Here is a 26,807-nt window from a genome sequence, read left to right as displayed (position 1 = left end):
GTTTGGGCCTTACATTACTCCTTGCTGCGCATCCGCCTGAAATGCGACCACGCGCCGACGCCGCCGAGGGCGACGAGAGCGAGAAAGCCGGCAATCAGACCGAACGGCAGCCAGAATGCGGTGAGGACGCTCCATTGCGGCCAGAAGAACCGGTTCCATGGTACCGCGCGCTCGGGGGTGAGTTTCGCGGGGACGGGAGCGGCCTGCGGGTCGCCGCCCGGAGCAGGGGTCGACGGCGCGGGCGTCGACGGCGATTCGGCGCGTCGGTGGATGCGGATCCAGTCGCCCAGATCGCCCATCGGATTCGCGGTGACATGCGGGACGGAGGCGGTGACCGCGGCCGCGGCATCCAGGAGTCCGTAACCGTAGATGGGGCTCGGCACGGCGCCGCCCGCGGGTTTCGCTGTGCGAATGATCCGCTCGATGACATCCGGCGCCTTCAGCTCGGGATGCGCGGCGCGCACCAGGGCGACGGCCCCCGAGACGAGTGGCGCGGCGCCGCTGGTGCCCGCCCACTGCACGTACCCTCCGCCCGGGTTCGCACCGACGAGCTGCTCGCTCGGCGCCGAGACGCCGATCGTGATGCCCTGGGCGGATGCGTCGAAGCTGGCCTTGCCGGCGCGGTCGACGCCGGCGACGGTCAGAACACCGGGGATGGTCGCCGGGGCGCCGACCTCGCTGGTGCCGCTCCCCCGGTTGCCCGCGGCGGCCACGATGACCACGTCGTGCGAGAAGGCGTACTGGAACGCCTCATCCCAGCTGGTCGGCCAGTCGAGGGTGTTGCGAGTCAGCGACATGTTGATCACCGACGCACCGTTGTCGACCGCCCAGCGGACGGCCTCGGCGATCTGCTCGTCGCTGCCGACCGGTCCCATCGCCTTGCCCAAAGCGACGGACGCGCTGAGGATGCTGGCGTCGGGCGCCGCGCCCAGCACGCCGCTGTCCGGCCCGGTCCCCCGGCCGGCCAGCAGAGAGGCGACCCAGGTGCCGTGATTGGCGCTCTCGGCGTCGCCCAGCGGCTTCTGGCCGGAGGCGGCGCCGACACCGGAGACGTCGGTGCCTCCGACGACCGCACCGGCGAGGTCGGGCACCGAACCGTCGACCCCAGTGTCGATGACGGCGACCTTCACCCCGGCGCCGCGGGTCGTGTTCCAGGCCTGGGCGAACCCGTAGTCGTTCAGCCAGTACTCAAGGTCGCGCACCTGATCGGCGCGGGCGGCCGTGGCGGGGACGAGGGTGGACGCGATGGCGATCGCTGCAGCGGCGGCGATGGATGCGAGGCGGCGGGTGGGGCGCGAGCGAGTGGGGCGCGGGCGGCCGTCGCGCGGGCGGACCGGCGTCTCCGGGCCGCCTGCGGCGACTCGGGCGTCCTGCGCGGCCGGCCGCCGCATCCGGTCCCCCACCGGGTGTCCTAGCCGGCGACGTCGATGCGGCACTCGCACACCGCGGGCGACCAGTCGCCGCGGGCGAGCGCCAGGTCGCCGATCGGGTTGACTCCGGGGCCGGCGGCGAGGGCGTGCGCGGCGAGGGCGTGCAGGCACTTCACGCGAGAGGGCATGCCGCCCGCCGAGATGCCCGCGATCTCCTCCACCACGGCGATGGACTCGCGGTCCGCCAGGTACTGCTCGTGCGCCGCGCGGTAGGCGGTCGCGACGCCGTCGTCCTCCGCGAGGAGGTCGTTGTACTCGGCCATGACCTGCGTCGCCTCGAGCGCCGACATGGCCGCGGTCGCGGCGGGATGCGTCAGGTAGTAGAAGGTCGGGAACGGCGTCCCGTCGTCGAGGCGCGGCGCCGTGGAGACCACCGTCGGGCGGCCGCACACGCAGCGCGCGGCGATGCCCACGACGTTGCGGGCGGGGCGGCCCAGCTGCTCGGAGACGACGGCGATGTCCTCGTCGGTCACGGGGTCGAACGGGGGTCTGGTCATGGCGTTACTTCTTCGGGGTGGGCGACCCGGTGGCGGGAGCCGTCGGGTCGGGAGCCGGGGTTCCGCTCAGCTGTTGCGGGGCCGCCTGCGTCAGTCCGGCGCCCATGAAAGAGCCGAACAGCGACCCGACCCAGTCGGTCTGCGTCTTCACCAGCTTGGAGCTGACGGGGGTCGTATCCTGCTTCGCCGCCGGCGGCCGGTCGTCGATGACGAGGTAGCTGACCTCGCCGGGCATGACGTAGTAGAGCCGGTCGCGGGCCTGGGCGCGCAGGTAGCTGGGGTCGTTCCAGCGCGCGCGCTGGTCCTTGAGGGTGTCGACCTGAGCCGCGAGCTGGTCGACCGCGTGCTGCTGGTCGGCGATCTGCTGCCGCTGGGACAGGAAGGCCTGGACCGTCGGTGCCAGGATGAGCACGGCGAGCACGAGGACGCCCATCATCACGAGCGAGAACGCCGAGAAGTGCAGCTGGCGCAGCCAGCGACCGGTGCCGGTCGGGCGGGACATGCGTACCGGGACGCGTTGCGTGCGCGGCTTCGGCATGGGCCCTCCGGTTCGGGCTGCTGGTGGCGGATCGGGACCGGGCGGCCCCCTCCTATCGTAAGCGATCACATGCGTCCCACCCGTGGCGGCGCGGGGTGTCGGGATGCGTTCAGCCGGCGGTCAGGATGCCCGCGAGGCGCACGGCGCCGAGTGCGACCAGCGCACCGCCGCCGACGAGGAAGACCACGCCGAGCGCCCGCGCGTCGCGTGCCCGGAAGCGGCGGTGCGCATCCTCGTCGGAGAAGAACTCGGCACTCCGGTCCGGCCGTAGCGTCAGGAACAGCCCGAGGAGGGCGAACAGCGCGGCGAGCGCGAGGAACAGGACGAGCGGGACGACCTCCGACTCCGTGGTCATGCGGCGCTCCGGCCGAGGCGGTAGGCGAAACCGGCCGCGAGGGAGAGACCAACGCCGGCGACGAGCACGGGTACGAACAGCAACGGCGACCCGAGATATTGCGCGAGCGGCCTGGCGACCGTGAGCACGACCGCGGAGGCGCCCCACCAGATCGCGCGGCGGTGCCACTGAGCGGGCGAGGCTCGCAGAGCGACGCGGGCGACCAGCGGGAAGTCCAGCGCGGCCGCACGGTATCCCGCGAAAGCGAAGAAGAAGATCGAGAACGGGGCAAGGAGCACGAGCAGCCCCACGGCCACCAGAGCGGCATCTGCAGCCAACCGGTATCTGCGGACCCACCGGGGATCGAGCGTCGCGTAGGCGCGCCACGCGCAGACCTCCAGGGTCACTGCGGCGGCGAGGGCGACCAGCGATGCGACGAGAAGGTACACCGCGTAACCGGGCGTCGCGCGCGGCACCAGGAAGAGCACCGCCGCGAGGGCACCGAGCGCCAACAGCATGCCGGGGAGGACGGCCTCGTACCAGCGGAGGGGCGCCCCGATGGGCGCCTCGACCTCCCCCGCGTCCCCGTCCTCGTCGATCCGCACCCCAGCACCCTACCGTCGGGCGCCCGCCCGCGGCCTCGAGGTGCACGTAGTTGCGCGCGACACGCCGTGCGGAGGCGCAACTACGTGCACCTCACGCAGCCGGAGACGCGGACGGCCCCCGGGGGAACCCCGGGGGCCGCGCGGTGGGTGCGCGTTACGCGGTGAAGCGCGGGAAGGCGCTGCGGCCGGCGTAGACGGCGGCGTCGCCCAGCTCCTCCTCGATGCGGAGCAGCTGGTTGTACTTCGCGACGCGCTCGGAGCGGGCCGGGGCGCCGGTCTTGATCTGGCCGGCGTTGGTGGCGACGGCGAGGTCGGCGATCGTGGTGTCCTCGGTCTCGCCGGAACGGTGCGAGAGCACGGCGGTCATGCCGCTGCGCTGGGCGAGCGACACGGCGTCGAGTGTCTCGGTCAGGGTGCCGATCTGGTTGACCTTGACGAGGATGCTGTTGGCCGCGTGCTTGGTGATGCCCTCGGCGAGGCGCTTCGGGTTGGTGACGAACAGGTCGTCGCCGACGAGCTGCAGCTTGGTGCCGAGCTCGGCGGTGAGGTGCGCCCAGCCCTCCCAGTCGTCCTCCGCCAGCGGGTCCTCGATGGAGACGAGCGGGTAGTTCGCCGCGAGCTCCTGGTAGTAGGCGCTCATCTCGGCGGCGGTGCGCTCCTGGCCCTCGAAGCGGTACACGCCGTTCTCGAAGAACTCGGTGGAGGCGACGTCGAGGCCGAGGGCGATGTCGCGGCCGACGGTGAAGCCGGCCTTCTCGATGGCCTCGGAGATGAGGTCGAGCGCCGCACGGTTGTGCTCCAGCTCCGGGGCGAAGCCGCCCTCGTCGCCGAGACCGGTGTTGAGGCCCTTCGACTTCAGCAGCGCCTTGAGCGAGTGGTAGGTCTCGACGCCCCAGCGGAGGCCCTCGGAGTAGGTCTCCGCACCCAGCGGGAGGACCATGAACTCCTGGATGTCGACGCCGGTGTCCGCGTGCGCTCCACCGTTGATGATGTTCATCATCGGGACGGGCAGGACGTGGGCGTTCGGTCCGCCGACGTAGCGGAACAGCGGCAGGTCGGCCGAGTCGGCCGCGGCCTTGGCGACGGCGAGGCTGACGCCGAGGATGGCGTTGGCGCCGACGCGCTTCTTGTTGTCGGTGCCGTCGAGGTCGATCAGGGCCTCGTCGACCAGACGCTGCTCGGAGGCCTCGAAGCCCTCGATCGCAGGTCCCAGCTCGTCGAGCACCGCATCCACGGCCTTGAGCACGCCCTTGCCCTGGTAGCGCTCCTTGTCGCCGTCTCGCAGCTCGTAGGCCTCGAACGCCCCGGTGGACGCGCCGGACGGGACGGCGGCACGGCTGACCGTGCCGTCCTCGAGGAGCACCTCGACCTCGACGGTCGGGTTGCCGCGCGAGTCCAAGATCTCGCGAGCGCCTACAGCTTCGATTGCAGCCACAACTGTCTCCTTGCGTGGTTTTTCGTGGGATTTACGACGTCAGTCTAGTGATGCCGGGTGAGCCGGTCAGTTCAGCGGCTTGACCTCGAGGGCGGCCGCATCCGCCGTGTCGGCGTTGACGAACGCGAACGAGCGGAAGCCGGCCGAGGCCGCACGGTCGAGCACGGCCTTGAGGTTCTTCGCCCGCCGGTCGAGGCGGACGCGCTGCCCGCGCGCGATCAGCTCCGACTTGATCGCGACGAGGCGGTCGAGCGGAACGGCGGGGTCGTACACGAGCACGACGGACTCCGCTGAGGCGTCCTCCGGCAGCTCGATCAGGTCGACGACCCGCTCGAAGCCGATCGAGAAGCCCGCGGCGGGCACGTCGGTGCCGAGGAAGCGGCCGATCATCCCGTCGTAGCGTCCGCCGCCGCCGACCGAGCTGCCGGAGCCGGGGTGGGCGATCTCGAAGATGGTGCCGGTGTAGTACCCCATGCCGCGCACGAGCGTCGGGTCGAACCGCAGGGCGACGCCGGGCGGGAGGGTGTCAAGGGCGTGCGCGAGCGCCTCCAGGTCGGCGACGGCGTCGGTGTCCATCCCCTCGGGGAGGATGCCGGTGATCGCCTCGACGGTGAGCGCGACGCCCCCGTCGGCCAGATGCGGCTCCAGGTCGGCGAGGATGCCGCCGAGCACGGCCGCGGAGTCCGCCCCGCCCTCGGCGAGCTCGGCCACCACGCCCTCCGCGCCGATCTTGTCCAGCTTGTCGATGGAGATGAGCACCTGTGGCCAGCGCGTCTCGTCGAAACCGCAGTACTCGAGCAGCCCGTTCAGGATGCGGCGGTCGTTGATGCGGATCGTGCAGTCGCTGAGGCCCAAGGCCTCGAGCGCCGCTGCGGTCGCCGTGATCAGCTCCACCTCGGCCAGCTGCGTCGCCTCGCCGATGATGTCGATGTCGCACTGCACGAACTGGCGATAGCGGCCCTTCTGCGGACGCTCCGCCCGCCACACCGGCGCGATCTGGATGCTGCGGAAGACCGGGGGCAGTTCCGCCCGGTGGGTGGCGTAGAAGCGGGCGAGCGGAACCGTCAGATCGAACCGGAGCCCGAGGTCGGCGAGGCTCAGCAGGTCGCCCGAGTCGATGGCGGCCGTGAGGTCGTCGCCGTCGAGTCCGCGCTTCAGGATGCTGAACGACAGCTTCTCGTTGTCGCCGCCGAGCCCCGAGTGCAGACGCTCGACGTCTTCGACGACCGGGGTCTCGATCTCGTCGAACCCGTGCGCGGCGAAGCTGCGGCGGATCACCCCGAGAGCATGCTCGCGGCGGGCCTTCTCAGCGGGGAGGAAGTCGCGCATGCCGCGGGGCGGGGTGATCGGTGAGGCCATGCGTCGATTCTTCCATGAAGGCGGCCGACGGCCGGTGCCGGGGGTATGGTGCGCATCCACGCGCCGGCGTAAAATCCAGGCGTTGCCACCCTGAGGCTTCGCCATTGCGCGGGGCTCGGTGGCGTCCTCAACACAGGACCTGGCATGAGTCGCACCCGTCCGACCACGAACGCGTGCTCGCTGCCAGACACGGGCCGACAACGCGTCCGCCGAGACCAGGAGAGCGCCGCCGCGAGGCGCCGCCTCACCCGAATGGCGACCTGAACCGGGCGGACGCGCTGCCGGCCATCCCTGGCGCTTCGCCGGTCGCGTGCGCTCCCCGCTCGACGGCGCGGGTCGATGCTCAGGTCTTGGTCGCCCGCGATCTCTTAGGTTAGGCTTGCCTTACATCGCACCGGCCGTATCGTCGGCTGCCATCCCATCCCATCCCCTCCCGAGGAGAACCATGCTGCTTGTCCCCCGCGCCGCCCGTCGCCGGTCGCGTCTCGCTGTGATCGCCTCCGCGATCGTGGCCTCCGCCGCCCTCGTGCTCACCGGCTGCAGCGCCGGCGGACCCGCCGCGCAGAGCAGCTCGGACAGCGGCACCGGCGCCTTCCCGGTCACGGTGAAGAGCGCGCTCGGAGATGCGACGATCGACGCGAAGCCGAAGCGCATCGCGACCTGGGGATGGGGTGCCCAGGACATCGTGCTGGCTCTCGGCATCGTCCCGGTCGCCATGCCGGCGTTCGCCTACGGCGGCACCGCGGACGGCATCCTGCCGTGGGACGCCGACCGCATCAAGGAGCTGGGCGGGAAGACGCCGAAGATCATCCCCGCCGACACCGGAGAGGTGCCGTTCGAGGACTTCGTCACGGCCAAGCCCGACGTCATCCTCGCCCCGTACTCGGGGCTGACGCAGGCGGAGTACGACACGCTCAGCAAGATCGCCCCGGTCGTCGCCTACCCCGAGAAGCCGTGGGCCACCAGCTGGCGCGACCAGACCGAGATCGTCGGCAAGGCGCTCGGCATGACGAAGGAGACGGACGCCCTCGTCACGAAGACCGAGGACGCGGTGACCGCGCTCGCCGCTAAGTACCCGGTGCTCAAGGACAAGACCTTCTTCTACGCCGCCGCCAACGAGCCGGGCAAGCTCAACGTCTACCGCGCTGACGACCCGCGCGTGCAGCTGCTCAACGACCTGGGGCTCAAGAACTCCCCGAGCATCGCCTCCCTCGACTCCTCGAAGGGCGACGGCAGCTTCTTCTACCAGCTCAGCTACGAGAACCTGTCGAAGATCGACACGGACCTGCTGGTGATGTACTTCGAAGACCAGGCCGCGGTGGATGCGTTCACCTCCGACCCGCTCGTCGCCGCGATGCCGACGATCAAGGAGGGCCGATTCGCCCCGATCATCGGACGGTCGTTCGTCGCCGCGACCAGCGCGCCCAGCGTCCTCAGCATCCCGTGGATGCTCGACCGCTACGTGCCGCAGCTGGCCGAGGCCGCCGACAAGGTCAAGTAGCGCGGATGTCCGCGAGCGTCGACGCGCCCGCCGCCGCCGGCGGGGCGGGTACCGGTCGCGCGGGGTCGCCCCCGCGCGCCCGGCGCCGCCGCATGCTCGCGGGCTTCGCCGTCGCGGCCCTCCTGCTCGCCGTCGTCTCGGTGCTGAGCCTCATGGTCGGCGCGCGCACGATCGCCCCGGCCGACGTCGTGCACGCCCTGCTTCACTACTCGCGCAGCGACGCGGACTCGCTCGTCGTCGTGGACAGCCGCCTTCCCCGCACGCTGCTGGGCCTGGTCACCGGGCTCGCCCTCGGGCTCGCCGGCACCGTCATGCAGGGGCTGTCGCGCAACCCGCTGACCGACCCCGGCATCCTCGGTGTCAATTTCGGGGCGTCGCTCGCCGTTGTCGTCGCCATCGCGTTCCTGGGCATCACCGCGCCGACGGGGTACCTGTGGTTCGCGTTCGCCGGCGCGGCACTCGCCTCGGTGCTCGTCTATGCCGTCTCCTCCCTCGGGCGCGAAGGGGCGACGCCGGTCAAGCTGGCACTCGCGGGAGCGGCCGTCTCCGCCGCCCTCGGCTCGCTGATCACCGCGGTGGAACTGACCAGCCGCGCCTCGCTCGACGCCATGCGCTTCTGGCAGGTCGGGTCGCTCGCCGGACGCGGGTTCGGGGTGCTGTGGCAGATCCTCCCGACGCTCGCTGTCGGCGCGATCCTGGCGCTCGGGCTCGGGAGGCTGCTGAACGGTCTCGCGCTTGGCGACGATGTCGCCCGCGGGCTCGGCCAGCGCGTCGGGGTGACCCGCGTGCTCTGCGGGGTGGCGATCGTGCTGCTCTGCGGCTCGGCGACCGCGGCGGTCGGGCCCATCGCGTTCCTCGGCCTGATCATCCCGCACATCGCCCGGCGCGTGGTCGGCGCGGACTACCGCTGGATCCTCGCGTACTCGGCGGTCGCCGCACCGACGCTGCTGCTCGCGTGCGACATCCTCGGCCGCGTCGTCGCCCCTCCCGGCGAGCTGCAGGTGGGCGTCGTGCTGGCGTTCGTGGGCGCGCCGGTGTTCATCGCGCTGGTGCGGCGCCGACGGCTGGTGAGCCTGTGAGCGCGGAGTCCGAGATCTCCACACGCATGGGCAGCACGGTGGATGCGGTGCGCGCCGACCGGCGACACGGCCGTTCGCGCGCCCTCCGGGTCTCCATCGTGCTCGCCGTGCTCCTCGTGCTCGTCGCGGCCGTCTCCCTCACGCTCGGCGCTGTGGCCGTCTCCCCGGCGGATGTGCTGGCCGCGCTGACCGGCCGGGCCGACCGGCTGACGTCGTTCGTCATCCTCGACCTGCGGCTGCCGCGGCTGGTCGCGGGTGCCCTGGTCGGCGCGTGCCTCGGGATCTCCGGCGCGCTCATCCAGTCGGTCGCCCGCAACCCGCTCGCGAGCCCCGACATCATCGGCATCACCGCGGCGGCGAGCGCGACCGGCTCCGTCGCCCTGATCTGGTTCGGGCTCACGGGTCTCGCGCTCTCCGGCATCGTGCTCGCTGGGACGCTCGTCGCCGCCGCGGCCATCTACCTGCTGGCCTGGCGCCGCGGTGTCAGCGGCTACCGCTTCGTGCTGGTCGGGATCGGGATCGCGGCCTTCTGCGCCGGGATCGTCTCGTACGTGCTCACCCGCGCCGACCTCTCCGACGTGCAGCAGGCGCTGGTGTGGATCACCGGGAGCCTCAACTCCGTCGACCCCACCTCGCTGGTGGTGCTCGGCATCGGGACGGTGCTGCTGGTGCCCTGCGCGCTCCTGATCGGCCGTCCGCTCGGAGCCCTGTCCCTCGGCGACGACCTCGCCGCCGGGCTCGGTGTGCGGCCGGAGCGCACCCGCCTCCTGGTGGTCGCCGTGGCCGTCGCGCTCGCGGCGCTCGCCGTCGCCGTCGCCGGTCCTGTCTCCTTCGTGGCGTTCCTCGCCGCGCCGATCGCCCGGCGGCTGCTGGGCCGCGGGTCGCTCGCGCTCATCCCGTCGGCGCTGCTCGGCGCGCTCATCCTCGTCGTCTCGGACATCGTCGCCCAGTTCGCGCTCCCGGGCGTCGTGCTGCCGGTCGGCGTCGTCACCGGGATCGTCGGCGCCCCCTACCTGCTCTGGCTGCTCGCCAGGACCAACCGCATCGGCCGTGGAGGCTGACATGACATACGAGACCCCTTCCGCCGTGCCGGAGCTGGCCGCCCGCGATCTTTCGCTCGCCTACGAGGGACGGGTGGTGGTCGACGGACTCGACCTCGACATCCCGGCCGGCCGCGTGACCGCCATCGTCGGGCCGAACGCCTGCGGCAAGTCGACCCTGCTGCGCGGGCTGTCGCGGCTGCTCCCGCCGGCCTCCGGCAGCGTCCTGCTCGACGGCTCCGACATCCACTCGCTGCCGACGAAGCAGGTGGCGCAGCGCCTCGGACTGCTGCCCCAGACGCCGACCGCGCCCGACGGCATCACCGTCGCAGACCTGGTGTCGCGCGGCCGGTATCCGCACCAGGGATGGTTCCGGCGGTGGACGGCCGACGACGACGACGCGGTGGCCGAGGCGATGACGGCGACCGGGATCACCGACCTCGCCGACCGGCCGGTGGACGAGCTCTCCGGCGGTCAGCGGCAGCGCGTGTGGATCGCGATGGCGCTCGCCCAGCGCACCGACATCCTGCTGCTGGACGAGCCCACCACCTTCCTCGACCTCAGTCACCAGCTGGATGTGCTCGACCTCCTGCTCGACCTCAATGCTGCCCGCGGCACGACGGTCGTCATGGTGCTGCACGACCTCAACCTGGCCGCGCGGTATGCGGGACACCTGATCGCCATGCGCTCGGGGTCGGTCGTGGCGGCGGGAGACCCGGCCGCGGTGGTCACGACGGAGCTCGTGCGCGACGTGTTCGGCGTCGAGTCGGTCATCGCCGACGACCCGGTGACCGGGACGCCGCTCGTCGTACCGCTCGGACGGCACCACACGGCCTAGGCCCACTCGGCTAGTGTCGGCGTGACACGCCGTGCGGCGGCCCCGACCGGAGGACCACGATGACCGACCTCTCGATCCCGTTTCTCGAGCAGCAGGAGCGGGAACTCGTCCTGCCGTCGTTCGACCTCGCCGCGGCGTGGCGCCTCGGAAGCCTCATCATCGAGCGCGCGCTCGCGGCCGGCGCCGGCGTGGCCGTCGACATCCGGCGCGGTGACCACATCCTGTTCCGCGCCATGCTGCCGGGGACGACGGTCGATCAGCAGGACTGGATCCGCAAGAAGGCGGCCGTCGTGCACCGGTTCGAGGCGAGCAGCGCCCTGGTGGCCCTCCGGCTGGCGGACGTGGATGTGGAGGGTCTCGGCTGGCTCGATGCCCGCGACTACGCGCTCACCGGTGGCTCGTTCCCGATCCGGGTCGCCGGCACCGGCGTCATCGGAGCGGTGACCGCATCCGGCCTCACCTCGGAGGAGGACCACCTGCTGGTGACCGACGGCATTCGCGAGTACCTGGCTTCGCTCGGCGAGTGAGGTAGTGGCGGTGGGCTAGACGGCCTCCTGCTCGCGGATCTCGTCCTGCAGGTCGCGCAGGGTCGAGCGCAGCGCGCGCTCCGCATCCAGCCCCTGCGCCTTGGCCGACGCGACGATCGCGAGCAGCAGCGGCCCGAGCTCGTCCTCGCTGCCCACCTGCACTCCGCCCGACTCCTGAAGGTCGAGCAGCCCGACCTTCTGCGCCCGGCCGAGCAGCTTGTCGGCCAGCGCGAGCGAGGGCATGCCCTGGGGGATGCCGTCGAGCACGCTCGTGCGGCCCGGCTTCTCCTGCTTCTTCAGCTCGTCCCAGAAGCCGACCACGTCATCCGCGGTCTCGGCGCGGCGCGCGTCGGCGGCGGTCCGGTCGCCGAAGACGTGCGGGTGACGGCCGACCATCTTCGCGGTCATGTGCGCGGCGACATCCTGGATGTCGAAATCCTCGCCCGGCGTGTGCGCGGCGATGTCGGCGTGGAAGAGCACCTGGTACAGCACGTCGCCGAGCTCCTCCAGCAGCTCGTCGCGGTCACCGGTCTCGATGGCGTCGATGAGCTCGTAGGTCTCCTCGATCAGGTACTGCACCAGCGACTCGTGGGTCTGGTCGGCATCCCACGGGCAGCCGCCCGGAGCGCGCAGGCGGGCCATCACGGCGACCAGCTCGTCGAGCTTCGTCGCGGCCTCCGGCACCACCACCGGTCCCGCGTCGTGACCCACTGCCTCGCCCATGCGGACCTCCTCGCTCTACGATTCATCCATCCTGCCACCGGGTAGAGTCATGAGCGGTGTGCCGGGAAGTCTGGTCGGCGTCGTTTCCGTGACCCTGCATGAATGGTGACCGCATGAGCATCATCCGATCCGAGCGCACCGCCGCCGGACTCCTCCTCGGAGCCGCCGCGCTCGGCCTCCTCCTCGCCAACACCGCCGCCGGCCCCGCGCTGCTCGACGTGCAGCACACCCACCTCGGAGCCGGGCCGCTCGACCTGAGCGTCGGCCATTGGATCAGCGACGGCCTGCTCGCGATCTTCTTCTTCATCGTCGCGGTCGAGCTCAAGCACGAGCTCGTCGTGGGCGAGCTCAACAGTGTGCAGAAGGCCATCCATCCGGCGATCGCGGCGGTCGCCGGCGTGGTCGTGCCTGCGGGGATCTACCTGGCGCTGACCGCGGGCACCGGCGTGTCACAGGGGTGGCCCATCCCGACCGCGACCGACATCGCCTTCGCGCTCGGCGTGCTCGCGGTCTTCGGCCGCGGTTTGCCGAACCGGCTGCGCGTCTTCCTGCTGGCCCTCGCGGTGCTCGACGACCTCATCGCGATCGTCATCATCGCCGTGTTCTTCACCACCGACCCGAACCTGCTGGAGCTGGCGCTCGCCGCCGTCACGGTCGCCGTGTTCGGGGTGCTGAGCCGGATGCTGCGCGGGCGGATGCGCTGGCCGCTCGGTGTCCTCATGGTGCTGCTCGCGCTGCTCACCTGGTGGCTGGTCTACGACTCCGGCGTGCACGCGACCATCGCGGGCGTCGCCCTCGGACTCGTCATGGCGCGCCGGCCCGCCGGGAAGGTCACCCACGCTCTCGAACCGTGGTCGAACGGGCTCATCCTGCCGCTGTTCGCGTTCTCGGCGGCTCTGGTGCCCATCCCCGCCGTGTCGCCGTCGCAGCTGTCGCCGGCGTTCTGGGGCATCCTGGTCGCCCTGCCGGTCGGCAAGCTGATCGGCATCACCCTCGGCGGATGGCTCGGCTCGTTCACGAAGCGCGGTGCCGAACGCGGGCGCATCTCGCTCTTCGGACTCGTCACCGTCGCCGCGCTCGGCGGGATCGGCTTCACCGTGTCCCTGCTCATGAACGAGCTGGCGTTCGCGGGATCGGAGGAGGTGCGGGCGGAGGGCACGCTGGCAGTGCTGCTCGGATCCGCGGTCGCGATCGTCGCCGCCGGATTCCTCGTCAGCGCGCTGGCCCGGCGCAACCGGCGCGAGCACCCGCACCCCTGATTCGTCGCATCCGTGGGTCGCAACACGCCGTTATCGCCGTTGCATAACGGCGTGTTGCGACCCACGGAGGAGCGGGACGGGTCGCGTCAGCTGGCGCGCTCGGCGGCGGCCGTCTCCTTCTCCGGGAACAAGGCACCCAGCAGGTCGGCGACCCAGGTGATCAGGGACGCATCGTCGAGCGCCTCGCCGTTCACCCGGGGCAGCGGGACGGTCGCGACCTTCGGAGCCGCGTGGTACTTCGACCCCGGGTACATGCGCTGCAGGCGCACCTGCAGCGAGTCCGGCAGGATCGCCGGCGCCAACCGCAGGTTGGATCCCATCGCCACGACCTCGCCGAGTCCCGCCTTCTGCGCCGCGCGACGCAGCCGCGACACGGCGACGAGGTTGGTGACGGCCTCCGGCGGGGTGCCGTAGCGGTCGGTCAGCTCCTCCAGCACGAGGTCGATCTGGCCGTCCTTCGCGGCGGGCGAGCTCGCGGTCGACAGCTTCTGGTACGCCTCGAGCCGCAGCCGCTCGCTGTCGACGTACTCCTCGGGGATGTGCGCGTCGACAGGCAGTTCCAGTCGCAGCTCCGTCTGGCCCTCCGCGACCTCGCCGCGGAAGGTGGAGACGGCCTCGCCGATCATGCGGAGGTACAGGTCGAAACCGACGCCCGCGATGTGGCCGGACTGCTCGCCACCGAGCAGGTTGCCCGCTCCACGGATCTCGAGGTCTTTCAGTGCGACCTGCATGCCGCTGCCGAGGTCGTTGTTCGCGGCGATGGTCGAGAGCCGGTCGTGGGCGGTCTCGCTCAGCGGCTTGTTCTCATCCCAGAGGAAGTACGCGTACGCGCGCTCGCGACCGCGGCCGACACGACCGCGCAGCTGGTGCAGCTGGCTGAGGCCGTACTTGTCGGCGCGGTCGATGATGATCGTGTTCGCGTTGGCGATGTCGAGGCCGGTCTCGATGATCGTCGTGGAGACCAGCACGTCGAAGCGCCGCTCCCAGAAGTCGACGACGACCTGCTCCAGCGCGTGCTCGTTCATCTTGCCGTGGGCGACGCCGATCCGGGCCTCCGGCACCAGCTCCGCCAGCTTCGCGGCCATGCTCGTGATCGAGCCGACGCGGTTGTGCACGAAGAACACCTGACCCTCGCGCAGCAGCTCGCGACGGATCGCCGCCGCCACCTGCTTGTCCGAGTACGGACCGACGAAGGTGAGGATCGGGTGCCGGTCCTCCGGCGGTGTCGCGAGCGTCGACATCTCGCGGATGCCGGTGACCGCCATCTCCAGCGTGCGCGGGATGGGCGTCGCGCTCATCGCGAGGATGTCGACGTTGGTCTTCAGCTTCTTCAGCGCGTCCTTGTGCTCGACGCCGAACCGCTGCTCCTCGTCGATGATGACGAGGCCGAGGTCTTTGAAGCTGACGCCGTCGGCGAGGATGCGGTGAGTGCCGATCACCACATCCACCGTGCCGTCGGCCATGCCGCGCAGGGTCTCGCGCGCCTCCTTGTCGGTCTGGAAGCGACTGAGCTGGCGCAGGTGGATGGGGAAGCCGGCGAAGCGCTCCTGGAACGTCTCGGCGTGCTGCTTCACGAGCAGCGTGGTGGGAACGAGCACCGCGACCTGCTTGCCGTCCTGAACCGCCTTGAACGCGGCGCGCACGGCGATCTCGGTCTTGCCGAAACCGACGTCGCCCGAGATCAGGCGGTCCATCGGGATGGGCCGCTCCATGTCGGCCTTCACCTCGTCGATGGTCTGCAGCTGGTCGGGCGTCTCCGCGAACGGGAAGGCCTCCTCCAGCTCGCGCTGCCAGGGTGTGTCCGGAGCGAAGGCGTGACCCTTGCTCGCCATGCGGGCCGAATAGAGCTTGACCAGCTCCACGGCGATGTCGCGTACCGCCCTGCGCGCGCGGCCCTTCGCGGCGGCCCAGTCGCTGCCGCCCATCTTGGACAGCTGCGGCGCCTCGCCGCCGACATAGCGGGTGAGGAGGTCGAGCTGGTCCGTCGGCACGTAGAGCTTGTCGCCGGGGTAGCCGCGCTTCGAGGGCGCGTACTCGAGCACGAGGTACTCGCGCTTCGACTTGACCGCTTTGCGGCCGCCGCTCGACACCTCGCGCTGGGTCAGCTCCACGAACCTGCCGATGCCGTGCGTCTCGTGCACGACGTAGTCGCCCGGCTTCAGCTGCATCGGGTCGACGACGTTCTTGCGCCGCGCCGCCAGCTTCTTGACCTGGCGGGAGTCGTAGCCCACCGCGCGGCCGTAGAACTCGGCCTCGCTGATCAGGGCGAGCTTGGTCTCGGGAACCTCGAAGCCGTGCTCGGCCGTCGCCTTGACGAGGTAGGCGATGCCGGGCTCCGGGTCGGTGGGGAACTCGTCGACCGGCCGTGCGGGCAGCTCCGACTCGGCCAGGACGTCGGCGGCGCGCTCCACCAGGCCATTGCCTGCCGCGACGATCGCGACGCTCCAGCCGTCGCGCAGGCGCGCGGCGACGTGTTCGACGGCGCCGGAGACGTTGCCCTGGAAGCTGGGCACCGCCTCGGCGTGGATGCGCACCTGCAGGTGCTCCTCCAGCTCGCGCTCCTCGGGCAGCACGTCGTTCGCCTGGAAGCCACTCATCGTCCACCAGGGGTGGTCGGGGCTCGGAGCGCCAGGACGGCTGAACTTCACCGAGTCCTTCAGCTGCTGCAGCGTCAGGAAGTCGCCGGCGGCGAGATCGATCGGCGCTGCGGCACCGACGGTCGCCGCGCTCCAGGCCGCGGAGAGGAATTCGCGGTTCGTCTCGGCCAGGCTGACCGCGCGGGAGGCGACGCGTTCGGGCGACAGCACCGCGACGGCCGCGCCGTCGGGCAGGTAGTGCGTGAGCGGCACCAGACGGTCGACGAGCGCGGGAGCCAGCGACTCCATCCCCTCGACCGGGATGCCCTCGCCGATCTTGGCGAGCATGGCCGACAGGCTCGGGAACTCGTGCTCCATCTCGCGCGCCCGCTGACGCACCGATTCGCTGAGCAGCAGCTCGCGGCTCGGCGGCAGGCTCACCTCGGCGATCGGCTCGGGCATCGACCGCTGGTCGGCGACGGAGAAGGCGCGGATCGCATCCACCTCGTCGCCGAAGAAGTCGATGCGGTACGGGTGGTCCGCCGTCGGCGGGAACACGTCGAGGATCCCGCCGCGGACGGCGAACTCGCCGCGCCGGGTGACCATGTCGACGCGCCCGTACGCCAGGTCGATCAGCTGTGACGCCAGGCCCCCGAGGTCGAAGCCGCGTGCTCCCGACTTCAGGGCGACCGTCGAGTAGTCGGTGAGGTTATCGGCGAGAGGCTGCAGCGCGGCCCGCACCGACGCGACCAGGATGAACGGGGTGCTCCGGTCACCCTCCGACCAGTCGGCCAGACGCCGGAGCGCGCTCAGTCGCTTGCCGACGATCTCGGGACTCGGGCTCAGCCGCTCGTGCGGCAGCGTCTCCCAGGCGGGGAACTCGACGATCTCGCCTTCGGGCAGGATGCACGGAAGGGCGCCGCGGATCGACTCCGACTCGCGACCGGTCGCCGTGATGAGCAGGATCGCCTGCGATGCGCCCTGCTCGGCACGCCTGCGCAGCAGCCCCGCGAGGAGAGGAGCACGCAGGCCGTCCGCCAGCGAGAAGTCGGCGTCGCGCGCCGCATAGCCGAGCGCATCGTTGAACGAGGACTCGCGTGCGAGCGCGGCGACCAGACCCTGGAGTATCACTCGGTCAATTCTACGTGGGCCCACCGACAGGTCGAGGGGTGCGGAATGGACGGGAGTCAGATCCAGCCCTCGAGGGCCCGCATGAAGCCCTCGTGATCGTCGCGGTTGATGACGTGGCCGGAACCGGGGACGACGCGCACCTCATACCCCTCGGACCGCAGGCGCTCCGCGAGCTCCGGTTTCACGAGCTGGGAGTTATCGGCCAGCATGACCATCGACGGCACCGTCATGACCTCGGGCGCACGCATCGCGGACGGCGTCACCACCACGGGAAGCACGGCCCGGTCGAACGCCTTGAACGTCTCGACCTCGATCGCGACATCGGCCGGATCCCAGCGCGGGTTGCGCTTCGCGATGCGTGCGGCCGACTGCCGGGCGAGGGTGCGCAGGAACGCCGGCGCGAGCATCTGCTGGAACCGGTTCGCCGCCGGGCACGAGAACGCGGGGTCGACGTAGATCACGCGCTGCGGGTCGAGCCGCTCGATCGCGAGGCTGACGGTCAGACCGCCGAGCGAGTGGCCCATGACCAACTCGGGATGCGCAGGCACCGTGTCGAGGATGTCCTGCGCCATCAGCTCGGCCGAGTACTCCTCGGTGCGTGGGCTGTGCCCGTGGCCGCGCAGGTCGACGGCGATGACGTGGTACCCGCGCTCCGCGAGCACCGGCCCGACCCTGCGCCAGTTGCGCGAGTCCGACATGACCCCGTGGACCAGGATCGCGAGGCGGTCTCCGGTGCCCCACTCGCGCGTGAACAACTTCATGGCGGTCACCGTACGCGTCGTCTCCGGTTGCAGGCAGGGCGTCCGCTACGCTCTGGCTGAGCATCCGCCGTGAGGCGGCCCGAATCCGAGGGGGAAGTGTGACCGACCCGAATCAGCCCGCGTACTACAACTCCTATCCGCCGCCGCCGTCGCCGTACGCGCCCGCCGGGTGGGATGCGCCGCCCGCTCCCCCGCGCTCGCGCGCGCTCGGCATCACGGCGATGTCCATCGCGGTCCCGGTCTTCATCCTCTCGGTGATCGCGTCGGTGGTCGTCGGCATGGCCGCCGGTCCGCTCGCGTCGCGCACGTCGACCAGCTTCTCGTTCAACACGAGCGATCTCACGCCGGAGCAGGCGCAGGCGTTCGCGCCCGTCGCGCTCCTCATGGGTGTGCAGATGCTGCTCGGGACGGCGCTCGGCATCCTCGCGCTCGTGCTCGGCATCGTGGCGGTGGCGACGAAGCGCGGACGACCGTTCGGCGTCGTGGCCATCATCGTGGCCGCGGCGGCGCCGATCGTGTCGTTCGCGGTGTACGCGGCGGCGCTGGGGGCGTCGCTCCCGCCCGCGTAACGGCCGTCGGAAACGGAGGTCATTCGCGCGCCTGACGCACGCATCCGCCTCCGTTTCCGGCCGACACGCGAGTTCCCGTTCCGTTTCTCCTCCCTTTCCGACTGCCTCGAAGCATGCGGGAAGGGAGGAGGTTCCGGCACGGCACGCCGGTGGGCGCGCGAAAGGGAGGCATCCGGGCCCGTATGCCCCGAGAAGTCCTCCGTTCGCGGCGGACGGGTCAGCGCGCGTGGAAGCGGTTCTGCGCGGTGGTGAGGCCGTCGGCGGCGATCTGCTCGACCGCGTCCGCGGCATCCGCCACGAGGATGGGGAGGTTCTTGCGCTCGGTCGCCGAGAAGCCCTTGAGGACGTGGTCCGCGGCAGCCGATGAACCCGGCGGACGGCCCACACCGACGCGCACACGGGTGAAGTCGCCCGTGCCGATCGCGGCGATCACATCCCGGACCCCGTTGTGGCCGCCGTGGCCGCCGCCGTACTTCAGACGGATGGAGTCGAACGGGATGTCGAGCTCGTCGTGCACCACGATCAGATGCGACGGGTCGAGCGAGTAGAAGCGCAGCAGCTGCGACACCGGCCCACCGGACACGTTCATGTACGTGTTCGGCTTGGCCAGGACGAAACGCGGGCCGCCGGGGGTCAACCGCCCCTCGGCGACCGTCGCGTTCGTCTTGTGGGTCTTGAAGGTGAGACGGCCACGCGAGGCGAGCTCGTCGAGCACCATCTGGCCCACGTTGTGGCGTGTGGCGGCGTAGCCGGGCCCGGGGTTGCCGAGCCCGACCACGAGCCACGGCCCGTCGGACGGTCCCGTGGACGACGCCTGACGGGTGGATTCCATGGGAGGCGCTTACTCGGCGCTTCCGGCGGCCTCGGCATCCGCGGCGGCCTCAGCCGCAGCGGTCTCCTCGTCCTCGGCGCGGGCGGAGGCTGGCACCGAGATGTTGACGATGAGGAGCTCCTCGTCCTCGGCCAGGGTGGAGCCCTGCGGGAGGTCGAAGTCCTTCGCGAGGTACTGGGTGCCCTCCGGCGCGTCGGTGACGTCGATGACGATGCGCTCCGGGATGTGGGTCGCCTCGGTCTCGAGGCGGATGGTGCTGACCTCGAGCATGGCGATGGTGCCGGAGTAGGGCTCGCCCTCGACGTGCACGGGCACCTCGACGGTGACCTTCTCGCCACGGCGGATCAGGATGAGGTCGAGGTGCTCGATGATCTGCGACACCGGGTCCTTCTGCACGTCCTTGACCAGCGCGAGCTCGGCCTTGCCGGCGATGTCGAGGTCGAGGACCGCGTTCGCCTTGCGGAGCAGCAGGCCGACCTGGTGCGCCGGGACGGTGATGTGGACGGGGTCGGTGCCGTGACCGTAGATGACGGCGGGAATCTTGCCGGCGGCACGGATCTTGCGCGCCGCGCCCTTGCCGAAGCTCTCGCGCAGCTCGGCTGCGACCTTGTTGGACTCGTCTGCCATGGTGTCTCCTCGCCGGACGTGGTCCGGCTGTCGGGCGAGCCGCGAGGCCCGCAGTGTGGTTGTTGTTCGACTCGAACGCATCGAAGTGCGCGAGGAAAGACTGCGTAGCCTGCTCCACCGCGTCGATCACGGATGCTGGGGGCAGCATCCCTCGCCGAAGTTCAGTTGCCGAGTCTACCCGATGGCGATACGCTAAGCGCGCTTATTAGTTTTCGGATCGGAGAACACCATGTGGACCACCCAGTACCGCGACCTGACGACCGCCCCCGCCTCCGCCGTCTGGTCGGCGCTGCGCGACCTGCACAGCGGCACGCCGCTCGGCCCGGCCAGCGACCGCTTCGAGCTGCACGGCCCCTTCGCGGTCGGGACGGCCATCACCGTCACCCCGCAAGGACAGGACGCCATGACCTCCGAGATCGTGGAGCTCGTGCCCGAGCGGGTCTACGCGGATCGCACCGCGTTCGGCGGCCTCACGCTCACCTTCCGTCACACGATCACGCCGGAGGCGGACGGCCGGACCGCCGTGACCCACACGCTCGAGATCGACGGTGAGGGCTCGGACGCCGTCGGCCCGGAGCTCGGCCCGCAGATCGCCGGCGACTTCCCCGAGGCGATGGCGGAACTGCTGCATGCGGCCGAGACCCGCACGGCCGCCCATGCCTGACGGCGGGCTCGGCAGCCGGTTCCCCGCCGCCGCGCAGAGCCCCGGCCTCCTGCTCTGGCGGGTGACGAACCGGTGGCAGGCGGCGATGCGCGCGGCCCTCGCGCCGCACGAGCTGACACACGTGCAGTACGTGCTGCTCGCCTCCCTCACCTGGCTGAGCGATCGGGAGCCGGAGCGGCTGGTGACCCAGGCCGACCTGGCCGGATTCGCTGCGACGGATCCGATGATGACCTCGCAGGTCGTCCGCACGCTCGAACGCGCGGGGCTGGTCGAGCGGCTGCCGCATCCCACCGACGGGCGTGCGCGCGTGCTCCGCCCGACGGCGGAGGGTGTCGCGGCCGCCCGGGGAGCGACGGCGGACGTCGAGGCCGCCGACGCGGCGTTCTTCGCCCCGGTCGATGCGGCCGCGTTCGCGAGCCAGCTGGGCGCCCTCGCAGCCCCGCCGGAGCCGGACTGACCGCCCCACGCAACCCGTGGGTCGCAACACGCCGTCATGGCGCGGCCATAACGGCGTGTTGCGACCCACAGAGATACGGAATCAGGCGCGGGCGGGCAGCTCTCGCGCGATGGTGTCGGCCAGCTCGCTCGGCGGGCGGCCGACGTCGAGACGCATCCCCGGTTCGTCCTCCTGGAGCGGCTGGAGGGTCGCGAGCTGCGAGTCCAGCAGCGACACGGGCATGAAATGGCCGGGCCGGGCTGCCATCCGTCCCGCGAGCAGCTCGCGGGAGCCGTCGAGCTCCGCGAACACCGCGCCCGACGCCTCCGACCGGATCAGGTCTCGGTACGCCCGCTTGAGCGCCGAGCACGCCACGACCACGCCCTCCGGCGCGGTCGTCTCAAGCACCCGGCCGACCTCGCGCAGCCACGGGATGCGGTCGTCGTCGGTCAGCGGGACGCCCGAGGCCATCTTGGCGACGTTCGCCGGCGGGTGCAGCGCGTCGCCGTCGACGAAGGGCACCCCGAGGCGCGCCGCGAGCAGCTCCCCCACGGTGCTCTTGCCCGAACCGGACACGCCCATCACCACCACCTGCACACGCTCCACGTGCGCTCCTTCCCTGCGTCCCCGGTCACCAGTCGTGCATCGAGCCGTCGAGCAGACGGTTCACCGGCAAGTATGCCGCCTGGTACGGGAAGGACTCCGCGAGCACCTCGTCGTAGTCGACGCCGAGCCCCGGCTCCTCGCCCGGCACGAGCAGGCCGTCCTCGAACCGGTAGCCGGGCCGGAACAGCTCGTCCGTCTCCGGACTGTGCTTCATGTACTCCTGGATGCCGAAGTTCGGAATGGCGACGCCGAGGTGGATGGCCGCGGCCAGTCCGACGGGCGAGACGTCGGTCGGTCCGTGCACGCCCGACTTGATCTGGTACACCGCCGCGTAGTCGAAGATGCGGCGGAGGCCGGTGATGCCACCCGCGTGCGTGACGGGGCTCCGCACGTAGTCGATCAGCTGCTCCTCGAACAGCTCCCGGTAGTCCCAGATCGTGTTGAAGACCTCGCCGATCGCGAGCGGCGTCGTGGTGTGCTCGCGCACGCGCCGCAGCACCGCCTGGTTCTCGGCGGGGGTCACATCCTCGAGCCAGAACAGGTCGTACGGCTCCAGCGACTTGCCGAGCTTTGCGGCCTGGATGGGCGTGAGCCGGTGGTGCGCGTCGTGCAGCAGCGGCAGCTCGGGCCCGAACTCGTTCCGCACCGCCTCGAAGACGCCCGGGATGTGGCGCAGGTACGCGCGCGTGTCCCACTGCTCCTCGACGGGGACGGCGCTGCGGCGGGCCGGCTCGTGGTCGTAGCGCGCGGTGCTGCCGCCCGCGTGGGGGTCCGCTCCGGCGATCGCGTTCGGTGAGGACGCGACGCCGTAGACGGATCCGAGGCCGGGCACCCCGGTCTGGATGCGGATGGCGCGGTAGCCCTGCTCCAGGTGGGCGCGCACCGAGTCGAACAGTTCGGGCAGCTCCGCGCCGGACGCGTGACCGTAGGTGAGGCATCCCGTCCGGCTGCGGCCGCCGAGCAGCTGGTAGAGCGGCAGCCCGGCGACCTTGGCCTTGATGTCCCACAGCGCGGTGTCGACCGCGGCGATCGACGCCATCGTCACCGGGCCGCGCCGCCAGTACGCGCCGCGGTACAGGTACTGCCAGGTGTCCTCGATCTGGTGCGCGTCACGTCCGATCAGCAACGGGACGACGTGCTCGCTCAGGTAGGCGGCGACGGCGAGCTCGCGGCCGTTGAGGGTGGCGTCGCCGAGCCCGACCGTGCCGTCGTCGGTCGTGATGCGGAGCGTGACGAAGTTGCGGCCGGGGCTGGCGACGAGGACGTCGGCGGAGATGATTCTCATGCGGGGGCTCCTTGCAGGGATGCGATGCGGTCGGCGATGAGGCCGACCAGGTCGGTGCGTTCGGTGAGGTCGGGGGCGAGGGCGTCGAGGATGAGGACGGCACGGTCGGCGTCGGTCCGTGCCTCGCGGAGCCGCGGGGCCAGGTCGGCGGCTCCCGCGTCGCGCAGGTCGCCGGCCTCCTGGACGAGGTGCAGGGCCCACGCCGCGAGCACGCCCGCCTGCGCAGTGCCGGGCGGGCGTCCGGCCGTGAGCCGGGCGCGCAGCGGATCGAGGATGCGGGGACCGAGCTTCTGCGAGCCGTCCGCCCCGATCTGGGCGAGCCGGTGCTCGATGCGTCCGTTGGCGAACCGGTCGCGCAGAGCGGCGAGCGCCTCGTCCACGACGGCGTCGTCGAACGGGAGCTCGGTGCGCTGCTCCGACCAGAGCAGCTCCAGCTCGTCGCGCAGCCCAGGGTCGCCGACGGCCTCTGCGACGGTCGCGCGACCGCGCAGCAGCCCCTGGTACGCCAGAAGGGAGTGCCCGGCGTTGAGCAGCCACAGCTTGCGGCGCTCGAACGGCTCGATGTCGGCGACGAAGCGGGCTCCCCCGGCCTCCCAGTCCGGCCGTCCCGCGGGGAACGCTCCGGCGAGCACCCACTCCGTGAACGGCTCGGTGACGACGGGCGCCGCGTCGTCCCAGCCGGTGAGCCGACGCACCTCCGCCCGGTCGGCCTCGGTGGTGGCCGGGGTGATCCGGTCCACCATGGTCGAGACGAAGGACACGTCGGCGCGGATCCAGTCGGCGAGTTCCGCATCGGGCGCGGCGAGCGCGAGCACGGCATCCCGGAGCACCTCGCCGTTGCGCGCGAGGTTGTCGCAGCTGACGACCGCGATGCCGCCTGCGCCGGCCGCCGAGCGCGCGGCGAGGCCGTCGAGCACCCGGGCCGGAGCGCCGGAGCCCGGCCGGTACCCCGCCTCGGTGACGGTGAGCGTGAGCACCGCGACGTCGGGGTCGGCGATGGTCGCCCGCCACGCGTCGCGGTCGGCGCCGTCGTGGACGCGGCTGAGCGCATCCACCGCCCGGGCCGCGTCGCCGTCCGCTCCGCGTTCGACGAGTGTGTAGACCGCGTCCTGGGCGGCCAGCACGCGGGCCGCCTCGGGGCTGCGCCCGGTGAAGGCGGCGATGCCCCAGGAGCCGCCCGCGTCGTCGGCGGCCTGCGTGTACCAGGCCTGGTGGCCGCGGTGGAAGGCGCCCAGGCCGAGGTGGGCGACCCGGACGGGGTGGCGGGCGGACCGCGGCGGGGGCGTCACGCGGCCGCCGTCGGCCGGGTCCGCGCGTCGACAGCGCGCAGGTACGCGAGATCGTCGCGGGTGCGCTCCGCGAGCGGAACCGCGGTCGAAAAGTCTTCGCACGTGACCCAGCCGTCGTACCCGAAAGCGTGCAGCGCCCGGAAGTACGCATCCACGTCGCCGGTGCCGGTGCGGAGCGGCGCCCACTCGTGGTTCCAGCGGACGGTGCCGTCGGTCTCCGGCTCCCCCGGCACCCACGCGGCGTTCTTCACGTGCACGTGCGCCAGGTACGGGCCGAGCAGCTGGAGCGACGCCAGTGTCTCCTCGCGCCCCTCGATGACGAGGTTGCCGAGGTCGTGGATGACGCCGACGTGTTCGGGGTCGAGCCCGTCGAGCAGGCGGAACGCTGCGGAGGCGGACGGCGTGATCGTCTCATGGTGGAGCTCAACCAGCGCTTTCACGCCGTGGTGCGCGGCACGCTCGGCGGCCCACGCGATGTCGCGGCGGGCGGCGGCGAACAGGGCGCGGTAGTCCCCCGAATCGGTCCGCGGCATGGTGACGCGCACCTGGCGGGCGCCGAGTCGCGCGGTCGCGGCGAGCATCCGCTCGACGTCGTCGTGCTGGTCGCAGCGGGCGTAGCCGCCGATGCCCGAGAATTCGAGACCCGACTCGCGGGTGACCCGGGCGATGTCGTCCAGCCGCTCCTCGAGCCCGGTCAGCGGCCAGGTCGCGCGGTTGCCGGCCCAGAATCCCGGCTCGTCGGCCTCCTGCTGGTCGGTGATCCGCCACTCGATGCCGTCCCAGCCCTGCTCGGCGAGGTACTGCGCGGCCTCTTCGGGAGTCCATTCCGGGGTGGATGCGGTGAAGACGGAGAACCTCATGCCGGCACCCCCGTCGTGACCACGACATCGTCGAGCTCGCCCGCGAGCACCTCGTCGAATCGGACCGGCCGGCCGAGGGTGGCGGACAGGTAGACGGCGCGGACGACGCAGAGAGACTCGAACGCGTCCTCCACCCGGACGCCCGGAGCACGCCGGCCGTCGATGGCGTCGACGATGTCGTCGTACTGCCGCAGGTGCCCGATGACGAAGGCGTCCGGCCCGCGGTCGCCGCCGCGCAACTCGGCCGCGGGAACGACATCGGCGGCGCGCTCGGCGGTGTCGCCGTCGGCGAAGAACGTCTCCAGCTGGTCGTCGTGCACGATCGCCGATCCGCGGTCCCCGTGCACCTGGATGCGCACGGCCAGCCCGGGGAACGCCGCGGTGGTCGCATGCAGCACGGCGAGCGCGCCGGACTCGAAGCGGATGGTCGCGACGGCGATGTCCTCCACCTCGACCCGCTCGTGGGCGAGCAGGGCGGTGTGCGCCGTGATCTCGACCGGACGGCCGAGGAACCACACCAGCAGGTCGACGGTGTGGACGCCCTGGTTCATCACGGCGCCTCCCCCGTCCAGCTCCCAGGTGCCGCGCCACTGCCCGGAGTCGTAGTACTCCTGGCTGCGCCACCAGGCCACCGACGCGACCCCGCTCGTGACGCGACCGAACCGGCCCGTGTGCGCGGCATGCGCGATCGCCCGCGAGGCCGGGTCGAAGCGGTGCTGACTGATCACCGAGACGACGAGACCGTCGCGCTCGGCGGCGCGGGAGAGCTCGAGGATCTCGCGCGCCCGTCCCATCTCCGTGTCGAGCGGCTTCTCGATGACCACGTGCGTGCCCGCGGCGAGAGCCTCGCGTGCCACCGCGACGTGCAGGCCGCTCGGCGTGCAGATGATGACGACGTCGATCGGGGCGGCGGCGAGCGCCGCGGTCAGCGTCGTGAACTCGGCCGGGCGGTCGGCACCGGATTCCGCCACGACGGTGTCGGCGAGCGTGCGCGCGGCCGCGGGCACCGCATCCACCAGGGCGGTGATCGCGAGGCGCGGATGCCGCAGGATCGCGCGGGCGTGGTTGAGGCCGATGATGCCGCACCCGACGATGGCGACGCGCAAGGGCGACGCAGGTGCGGTGGTGGCGGGGTTTGTCATACGAGGGTCACTCCGATCCGGTCGGTGAGGAGGCGGAACGCGCGCCCGGCCCGTCCGAAGGCCGCCGGCCCGGAGAAGCCGCCGAGCGCGTTCACGTCGGTGAGGTGTGGTTCGAGGGAGGCGAAGCCCGTGTAACCGTCGTCACGCAGCGCGGTCAGGGTCTCGATCACCTGGCCGTCGCCCTCCCCGGCCGGGGTGACCTCGCCGGTGGCGGACAGCGCGTCCTTCACCTGCAGGTACTCCAGGTGCGGGCGCAGCAGCGCGTACCCGTCGTCGAAGGGATGCGCGACACCGACCTGCACGAAGTTCGCGCTGTCCCAGGCCAGGCGGAGGGACGGGGAGCCGACGGTCTCGACGATGTCGAGGCAGCGCTCCGGGGTGTCGCCGTAGATGTCCTTCTCGTTCTCGTGCAGCAGGATCACGCCGGCCGCCTCGGCGAGGTCGGCGAGGGCGCGCATCCGCACCATCACGTCGTCGCGGATGCTCTCCACCGGGACGCCGTCCGCGCGGAAGAACGAGAACAGCCGGATGTAGCGCGCGCCCAGCCGTTCTGCCGCGGCGATCGCGCGGCCGAGACGCTCCACTTCGTGCTCCACCGGCAGCGCGACATCCACTTTGCCGACCGGCGAGGCGATGGCCGAGACGCCCATCCCGCGCTCCTCGAACACGGCGGCGAGCCGGTCGAGCTGCGCCGCGTCGAGGTCGACGATGTTGACGCCCCAGGCGCTCCGCACCTCGATGAAGCTTGCGCCGAGCGCTTGCAGCACAGCCGCCTGCACGACGGGGTCCGCGTCGATCTCGTCGCCGAACCCCGACAGGGTCCAGCTCACGGGTGCGGTCATTTCTCCACTGGTCACTTCATTC

Annotated in this window: 27 protein-coding genes; 9 read left to right on the top strand and 18 right to left on the bottom strand. The window is 71.6% G+C overall.

Annotated features, from left to right (window positions below):
• Positions 1-14 precede the first annotated feature (14 nt).
• The 7 genes from ACF1AJ_RS01165 to hisS form a co-directional block, all read right to left on the bottom strand.
• Complete coding sequence (locus ACF1AJ_RS01165; protein WP_391505785.1) at positions 15-1,403, bottom strand: S8 family serine peptidase; 1,389 nt, start codon at positions 1,401-1,403, stop codon at positions 15-17.
• An 8-nt stretch (positions 1,404-1,411) separates the two neighbouring features.
• The gene (locus ACF1AJ_RS01160) at positions 1,412-1,927 is read right to left on the bottom strand and encodes a DUF501 domain-containing protein (RefSeq protein ID WP_391505784.1); all 516 of its coding nucleotides are present in this window, start codon (positions 1,925-1,927) and stop codon (positions 1,412-1,414) included.
• Between the two features lie 4 nt (positions 1,928-1,931).
• Positions 1,932-2,429: a septum formation initiator family protein gene (locus ACF1AJ_RS01155; protein ID WP_391505783.1), complete on the bottom strand. Its 498-nt coding sequence runs from the start codon at positions 2,427-2,429 to the stop codon at positions 1,932-1,934.
• Between the two features lie 145 nt (positions 2,430-2,574).
• A complete protein-coding gene (locus ACF1AJ_RS01150) occupies positions 2,575-2,820 on the bottom strand; it encodes a hypothetical protein (RefSeq protein ID WP_391505782.1) in 246 nt (81 codons plus the stop codon).
• Entirely contained in the window at positions 2,817-3,404 is a 588-nt protein-coding gene (locus ACF1AJ_RS01145; protein WP_391505781.1) for a hypothetical protein, read from the bottom strand. Before ACF1AJ_RS01145 ends, ACF1AJ_RS01150 begins: the two co-directional genes overlap by 4 nt.
• A gap of 154 nt (positions 3,405-3,558) precedes the next feature.
• Positions 3,559-4,839 (bottom strand): phosphopyruvate hydratase, encoded by a 1,281-nt coding sequence (eno, locus tag ACF1AJ_RS01140; RefSeq protein WP_026307240.1) that lies wholly within the window; start codon positions 4,837-4,839, stop codon positions 3,559-3,561.
• Between the two features lie 66 nt (positions 4,840-4,905).
• Positions 4,906-6,198: a histidine--tRNA ligase gene (hisS, locus tag ACF1AJ_RS01135; protein ID WP_391505780.1), complete on the bottom strand. Its 1,293-nt coding sequence runs from the start codon at positions 6,196-6,198 to the stop codon at positions 4,906-4,908.
• Between the two features lie 445 nt (positions 6,199-6,643).
• On the opposite strand from hisS, the gene ACF1AJ_RS01130 reads away from it, so the two are divergent.
• From ACF1AJ_RS01130 to ACF1AJ_RS01110, 5 genes are read left to right on the top strand one after another with little or no spacing between them, the layout of a single operon-like run.
• A complete protein-coding gene (locus ACF1AJ_RS01130) occupies positions 6,644-7,699 on the top strand; it encodes an iron-siderophore ABC transporter substrate-binding protein (RefSeq protein WP_391505779.1) in 1,056 nt (351 codons plus the stop codon).
• A gap of 5 nt (positions 7,700-7,704) precedes the next feature.
• Positions 7,705-8,778 carry a FecCD family ABC transporter permease gene (locus ACF1AJ_RS01125; protein ID WP_391505778.1) on the top strand — a complete coding sequence of 358 codons (1,074 nt, stop codon included), beginning with the start codon at positions 7,705-7,707 and terminating at the stop codon, positions 8,776-8,778.
• Positions 8,775-9,839 (top strand): FecCD family ABC transporter permease, encoded by a 1,065-nt coding sequence (locus ACF1AJ_RS01120; RefSeq protein ID WP_391505777.1) that lies wholly within the window; start codon positions 8,775-8,777, stop codon positions 9,837-9,839. The genes ACF1AJ_RS01125 and ACF1AJ_RS01120 overlap by 4 nt, the downstream gene beginning before the upstream one ends.
• Position 9,840: 1 nt before the next feature.
• Entirely contained in the window at positions 9,841-10,656 is an 816-nt protein-coding gene (locus ACF1AJ_RS01115; protein ID WP_391505776.1) for an ABC transporter ATP-binding protein, read from the top strand.
• Positions 10,657-10,715: 59 nt separating this feature from the next.
• On the top strand, positions 10,716-11,183 hold the full coding sequence (locus ACF1AJ_RS01110) for a heme-degrading domain-containing protein (RefSeq protein WP_391505775.1): 468 nt from the start codon (positions 10,716-10,718) through the stop codon (positions 11,181-11,183).
• A gap of 15 nt (positions 11,184-11,198) precedes the next feature.
• Here the strand turns inward: ACF1AJ_RS01110 and ACF1AJ_RS01105 are convergent, their stop codons facing one another.
• Entirely contained in the window at positions 11,199-11,906 is a 708-nt protein-coding gene (locus ACF1AJ_RS01105) for a MazG family protein (RefSeq protein WP_391505774.1), read from the bottom strand.
• A 113-nt stretch (positions 11,907-12,019) separates the two neighbouring features.
• Between ACF1AJ_RS01105 and nhaA the strand changes: the two genes are divergently transcribed.
• Positions 12,020-13,165: a Na+/H+ antiporter NhaA gene (gene nhaA / locus ACF1AJ_RS01100; RefSeq protein ID WP_391505773.1), complete on the top strand. Its 1,146-nt coding sequence runs from the start codon at positions 12,020-12,022 to the stop codon at positions 13,163-13,165.
• An 86-nt stretch (positions 13,166-13,251) separates the two neighbouring features.
• Here nhaA and mfd read toward each other — a convergent pair whose 3' ends face one another.
• On the bottom strand, positions 13,252-16,872 hold the full coding sequence (gene mfd, locus ACF1AJ_RS01095) for a transcription-repair coupling factor (RefSeq protein WP_391505772.1): 3,621 nt from the start codon (positions 16,870-16,872) through the stop codon (positions 13,252-13,254).
• 56 nt (positions 16,873-16,928) lie between these two features.
• On the bottom strand, positions 16,929-17,633 hold the full coding sequence (locus ACF1AJ_RS01090) for an alpha/beta fold hydrolase (protein WP_391505771.1): 705 nt from the start codon (positions 17,631-17,633) through the stop codon (positions 16,929-16,931).
• Between the two features lie 98 nt (positions 17,634-17,731).
• Here ACF1AJ_RS01090 and ACF1AJ_RS01085 point away from each other — a divergent pair, with 98 nt between their 5' ends.
• A complete protein-coding gene (locus ACF1AJ_RS01085) occupies positions 17,732-18,202 on the top strand; it encodes a hypothetical protein (protein ID WP_391505770.1) in 471 nt (156 codons plus the stop codon).
• Between the two features lie 217 nt (positions 18,203-18,419).
• Here ACF1AJ_RS01085 and pth read toward each other — a convergent pair whose 3' ends face one another.
• Together pth and ACF1AJ_RS01075 are read right to left on the bottom strand one after the other, a co-directional pair.
• Positions 18,420-19,034, bottom strand: a complete 615-nt coding sequence (gene pth / locus ACF1AJ_RS01080) for an aminoacyl-tRNA hydrolase (RefSeq protein ID WP_391505769.1) — start codon at positions 19,032-19,034, stop codon at positions 18,420-18,422.
• A gap of 9 nt (positions 19,035-19,043) precedes the next feature.
• Positions 19,044-19,661 carry a 50S ribosomal protein L25/general stress protein Ctc gene (locus ACF1AJ_RS01075; RefSeq protein ID WP_391505768.1) on the bottom strand — a complete coding sequence of 206 codons (618 nt, stop codon included), beginning with the start codon at positions 19,659-19,661 and terminating at the stop codon, positions 19,044-19,046.
• 229 nt (positions 19,662-19,890) lie between these two features.
• Here ACF1AJ_RS01075 and ACF1AJ_RS01070 point away from each other — a divergent pair, with 229 nt between their 5' ends.
• On the top strand, positions 19,891-20,325 hold the full coding sequence (locus ACF1AJ_RS01070) for an SRPBCC family protein (protein WP_391505767.1): 435 nt from the start codon (positions 19,891-19,893) through the stop codon (positions 20,323-20,325).
• Positions 20,318-20,782 (top strand): MarR family winged helix-turn-helix transcriptional regulator, encoded by a 465-nt coding sequence (locus ACF1AJ_RS01065; RefSeq protein ID WP_391505766.1) that lies wholly within the window; start codon positions 20,318-20,320, stop codon positions 20,780-20,782. Before ACF1AJ_RS01070 ends, ACF1AJ_RS01065 begins: the two co-directional genes overlap by 8 nt.
• An 81-nt stretch (positions 20,783-20,863) precedes the next feature.
• On the opposite strand, the gene ACF1AJ_RS01060 is transcribed toward ACF1AJ_RS01065, so the two are convergent.
• From ACF1AJ_RS01060 to ACF1AJ_RS01035, 6 genes are read right to left on the bottom strand one after another with little or no spacing between them, the layout of a single operon-like run.
• The gene (locus ACF1AJ_RS01060; protein WP_391505765.1) at positions 20,864-21,367 is read right to left on the bottom strand and encodes a gluconokinase; all 504 of its coding nucleotides are present in this window, start codon (positions 21,365-21,367) and stop codon (positions 20,864-20,866) included.
• A 25-nt stretch (positions 21,368-21,392) separates the two neighbouring features.
• Positions 21,393-22,652 (bottom strand): D-mannonate dehydratase ManD, encoded by a 1,260-nt coding sequence (gene manD, locus ACF1AJ_RS01055; RefSeq protein WP_391505764.1) that lies wholly within the window; start codon positions 22,650-22,652, stop codon positions 21,393-21,395.
• The gene (locus tag ACF1AJ_RS01050) at positions 22,649-23,941 is read right to left on the bottom strand and encodes a mannitol dehydrogenase family protein (RefSeq protein ID WP_391505763.1); all 1,293 of its coding nucleotides are present in this window, start codon (positions 23,939-23,941) and stop codon (positions 22,649-22,651) included. Before ACF1AJ_RS01050 ends, manD begins: the two co-directional genes overlap by 4 nt.
• Positions 23,938-24,801, bottom strand: a complete 864-nt coding sequence (locus tag ACF1AJ_RS01045; protein ID WP_391505762.1) for a sugar phosphate isomerase/epimerase family protein — start codon at positions 24,799-24,801, stop codon at positions 23,938-23,940. The genes ACF1AJ_RS01050 and ACF1AJ_RS01045 overlap by 4 nt, the downstream gene beginning before the upstream one ends.
• Positions 24,798-25,943 (bottom strand): Gfo/Idh/MocA family protein, encoded by a 1,146-nt coding sequence (locus tag ACF1AJ_RS01040; protein WP_391505761.1) that lies wholly within the window; start codon positions 25,941-25,943, stop codon positions 24,798-24,800. The genes ACF1AJ_RS01045 and ACF1AJ_RS01040 overlap by 4 nt, the downstream gene beginning before the upstream one ends.
• Positions 25,940-26,785 (bottom strand): sugar phosphate isomerase/epimerase family protein, encoded by an 846-nt coding sequence (locus ACF1AJ_RS01035; protein ID WP_391505760.1) that lies wholly within the window; start codon positions 26,783-26,785, stop codon positions 25,940-25,942. The genes ACF1AJ_RS01040 and ACF1AJ_RS01035 overlap by 4 nt, the downstream gene beginning before the upstream one ends.
• Between the last annotated feature and the right edge of the window lie 22 nt (positions 26,786-26,807).

It is taken from the genome of Leifsonia sp. NPDC014704, from assembly GCF_043083605.1.
Taxonomy (GTDB): Bacteria; Actinomycetota; Actinomycetes; order Actinomycetales; family Microbacteriaceae; genus Leifsonia.
Note: the sequence above shows the minus strand (reverse complement) of the source record. Positions and strands in the feature narration are given on the sequence as shown.

Coding starts and splice junctions, on each gene's coding strand:
- ACF1AJ_RS01160 (WP_391505784.1), bottom strand. CDS start 1,927: ATGACCAGACCCCCGTTCGACCCCGTGACCGACGAGGACATCGCCGTC.
- ACF1AJ_RS01155 (WP_391505783.1), bottom strand. CDS start 2,429: ATGTCCCGCCCGACCGGCACCGGTCGCTGGCTGCGCCAGCTGCACTTC.
- ACF1AJ_RS01150 (WP_391505782.1), bottom strand. CDS start 2,820: ATGACCACGGAGTCGGAGGTCGTCCCGCTCGTCCTGTTCCTCGCGCTC.
- hisS (WP_391505780.1), bottom strand. CDS start 6,198: ATGGCCTCACCGATCACCCCGCCCCGCGGCATGCGCGACTTCCTCCCC.
- ACF1AJ_RS01130 (WP_391505779.1), top strand. CDS start 6,644: ATGCTGCTTGTCCCCCGCGCCGCCCGTCGCCGGTCGCGTCTCGCTGTG.
- ACF1AJ_RS01125 (WP_391505778.1), top strand. CDS start 7,705: ATGTCCGCGAGCGTCGACGCGCCCGCCGCCGCCGGCGGGGCGGGTACC.
- ACF1AJ_RS01115 (WP_391505776.1), top strand. CDS start 9,841: ATGACATACGAGACCCCTTCCGCCGTGCCGGAGCTGGCCGCCCGCGAT.
- ACF1AJ_RS01110 (WP_391505775.1), top strand. CDS start 10,716: ATGACCGACCTCTCGATCCCGTTTCTCGAGCAGCAGGAGCGGGAACTC.
- ACF1AJ_RS01105 (WP_391505774.1), bottom strand. CDS start 11,906: ATGGGCGAGGCAGTGGGTCACGACGCGGGACCGGTGGTGGTGCCGGAG.
- nhaA (WP_391505773.1), top strand. CDS start 12,020: ATGAGCATCATCCGATCCGAGCGCACCGCCGCCGGACTCCTCCTCGGA.
- ACF1AJ_RS01090 (WP_391505771.1), bottom strand. CDS start 17,633: ATGAAGTTGTTCACGCGCGAGTGGGGCACCGGAGACCGCCTCGCGATC.
- pth (WP_391505769.1), bottom strand. CDS start 19,034: ATGGAATCCACCCGTCAGGCGTCGTCCACGGGACCGTCCGACGGGCCG.
- ACF1AJ_RS01075 (WP_391505768.1), bottom strand. CDS start 19,661: ATGGCAGACGAGTCCAACAAGGTCGCAGCCGAGCTGCGCGAGAGCTTC.
- ACF1AJ_RS01070 (WP_391505767.1), top strand. CDS start 19,891: ATGTGGACCACCCAGTACCGCGACCTGACGACCGCCCCCGCCTCCGCC.
- ACF1AJ_RS01065 (WP_391505766.1), top strand. CDS start 20,318: ATGCCTGACGGCGGGCTCGGCAGCCGGTTCCCCGCCGCCGCGCAGAGC.
- manD (WP_391505764.1), bottom strand. CDS start 22,652: ATGAGAATCATCTCCGCCGACGTCCTCGTCGCCAGCCCCGGCCGCAAC.
- ACF1AJ_RS01045 (WP_391505762.1), bottom strand. CDS start 24,801: ATGAGGTTCTCCGTCTTCACCGCATCCACCCCGGAATGGACTCCCGAA.
- ACF1AJ_RS01040 (WP_391505761.1), bottom strand. CDS start 25,943: ATGACAAACCCCGCCACCACCGCACCTGCGTCGCCCTTGCGCGTCGCC.
- ACF1AJ_RS01035 (WP_391505760.1), bottom strand. CDS start 26,785: ATGACCGCACCCGTGAGCTGGACCCTGTCGGGGTTCGGCGACGAGATC.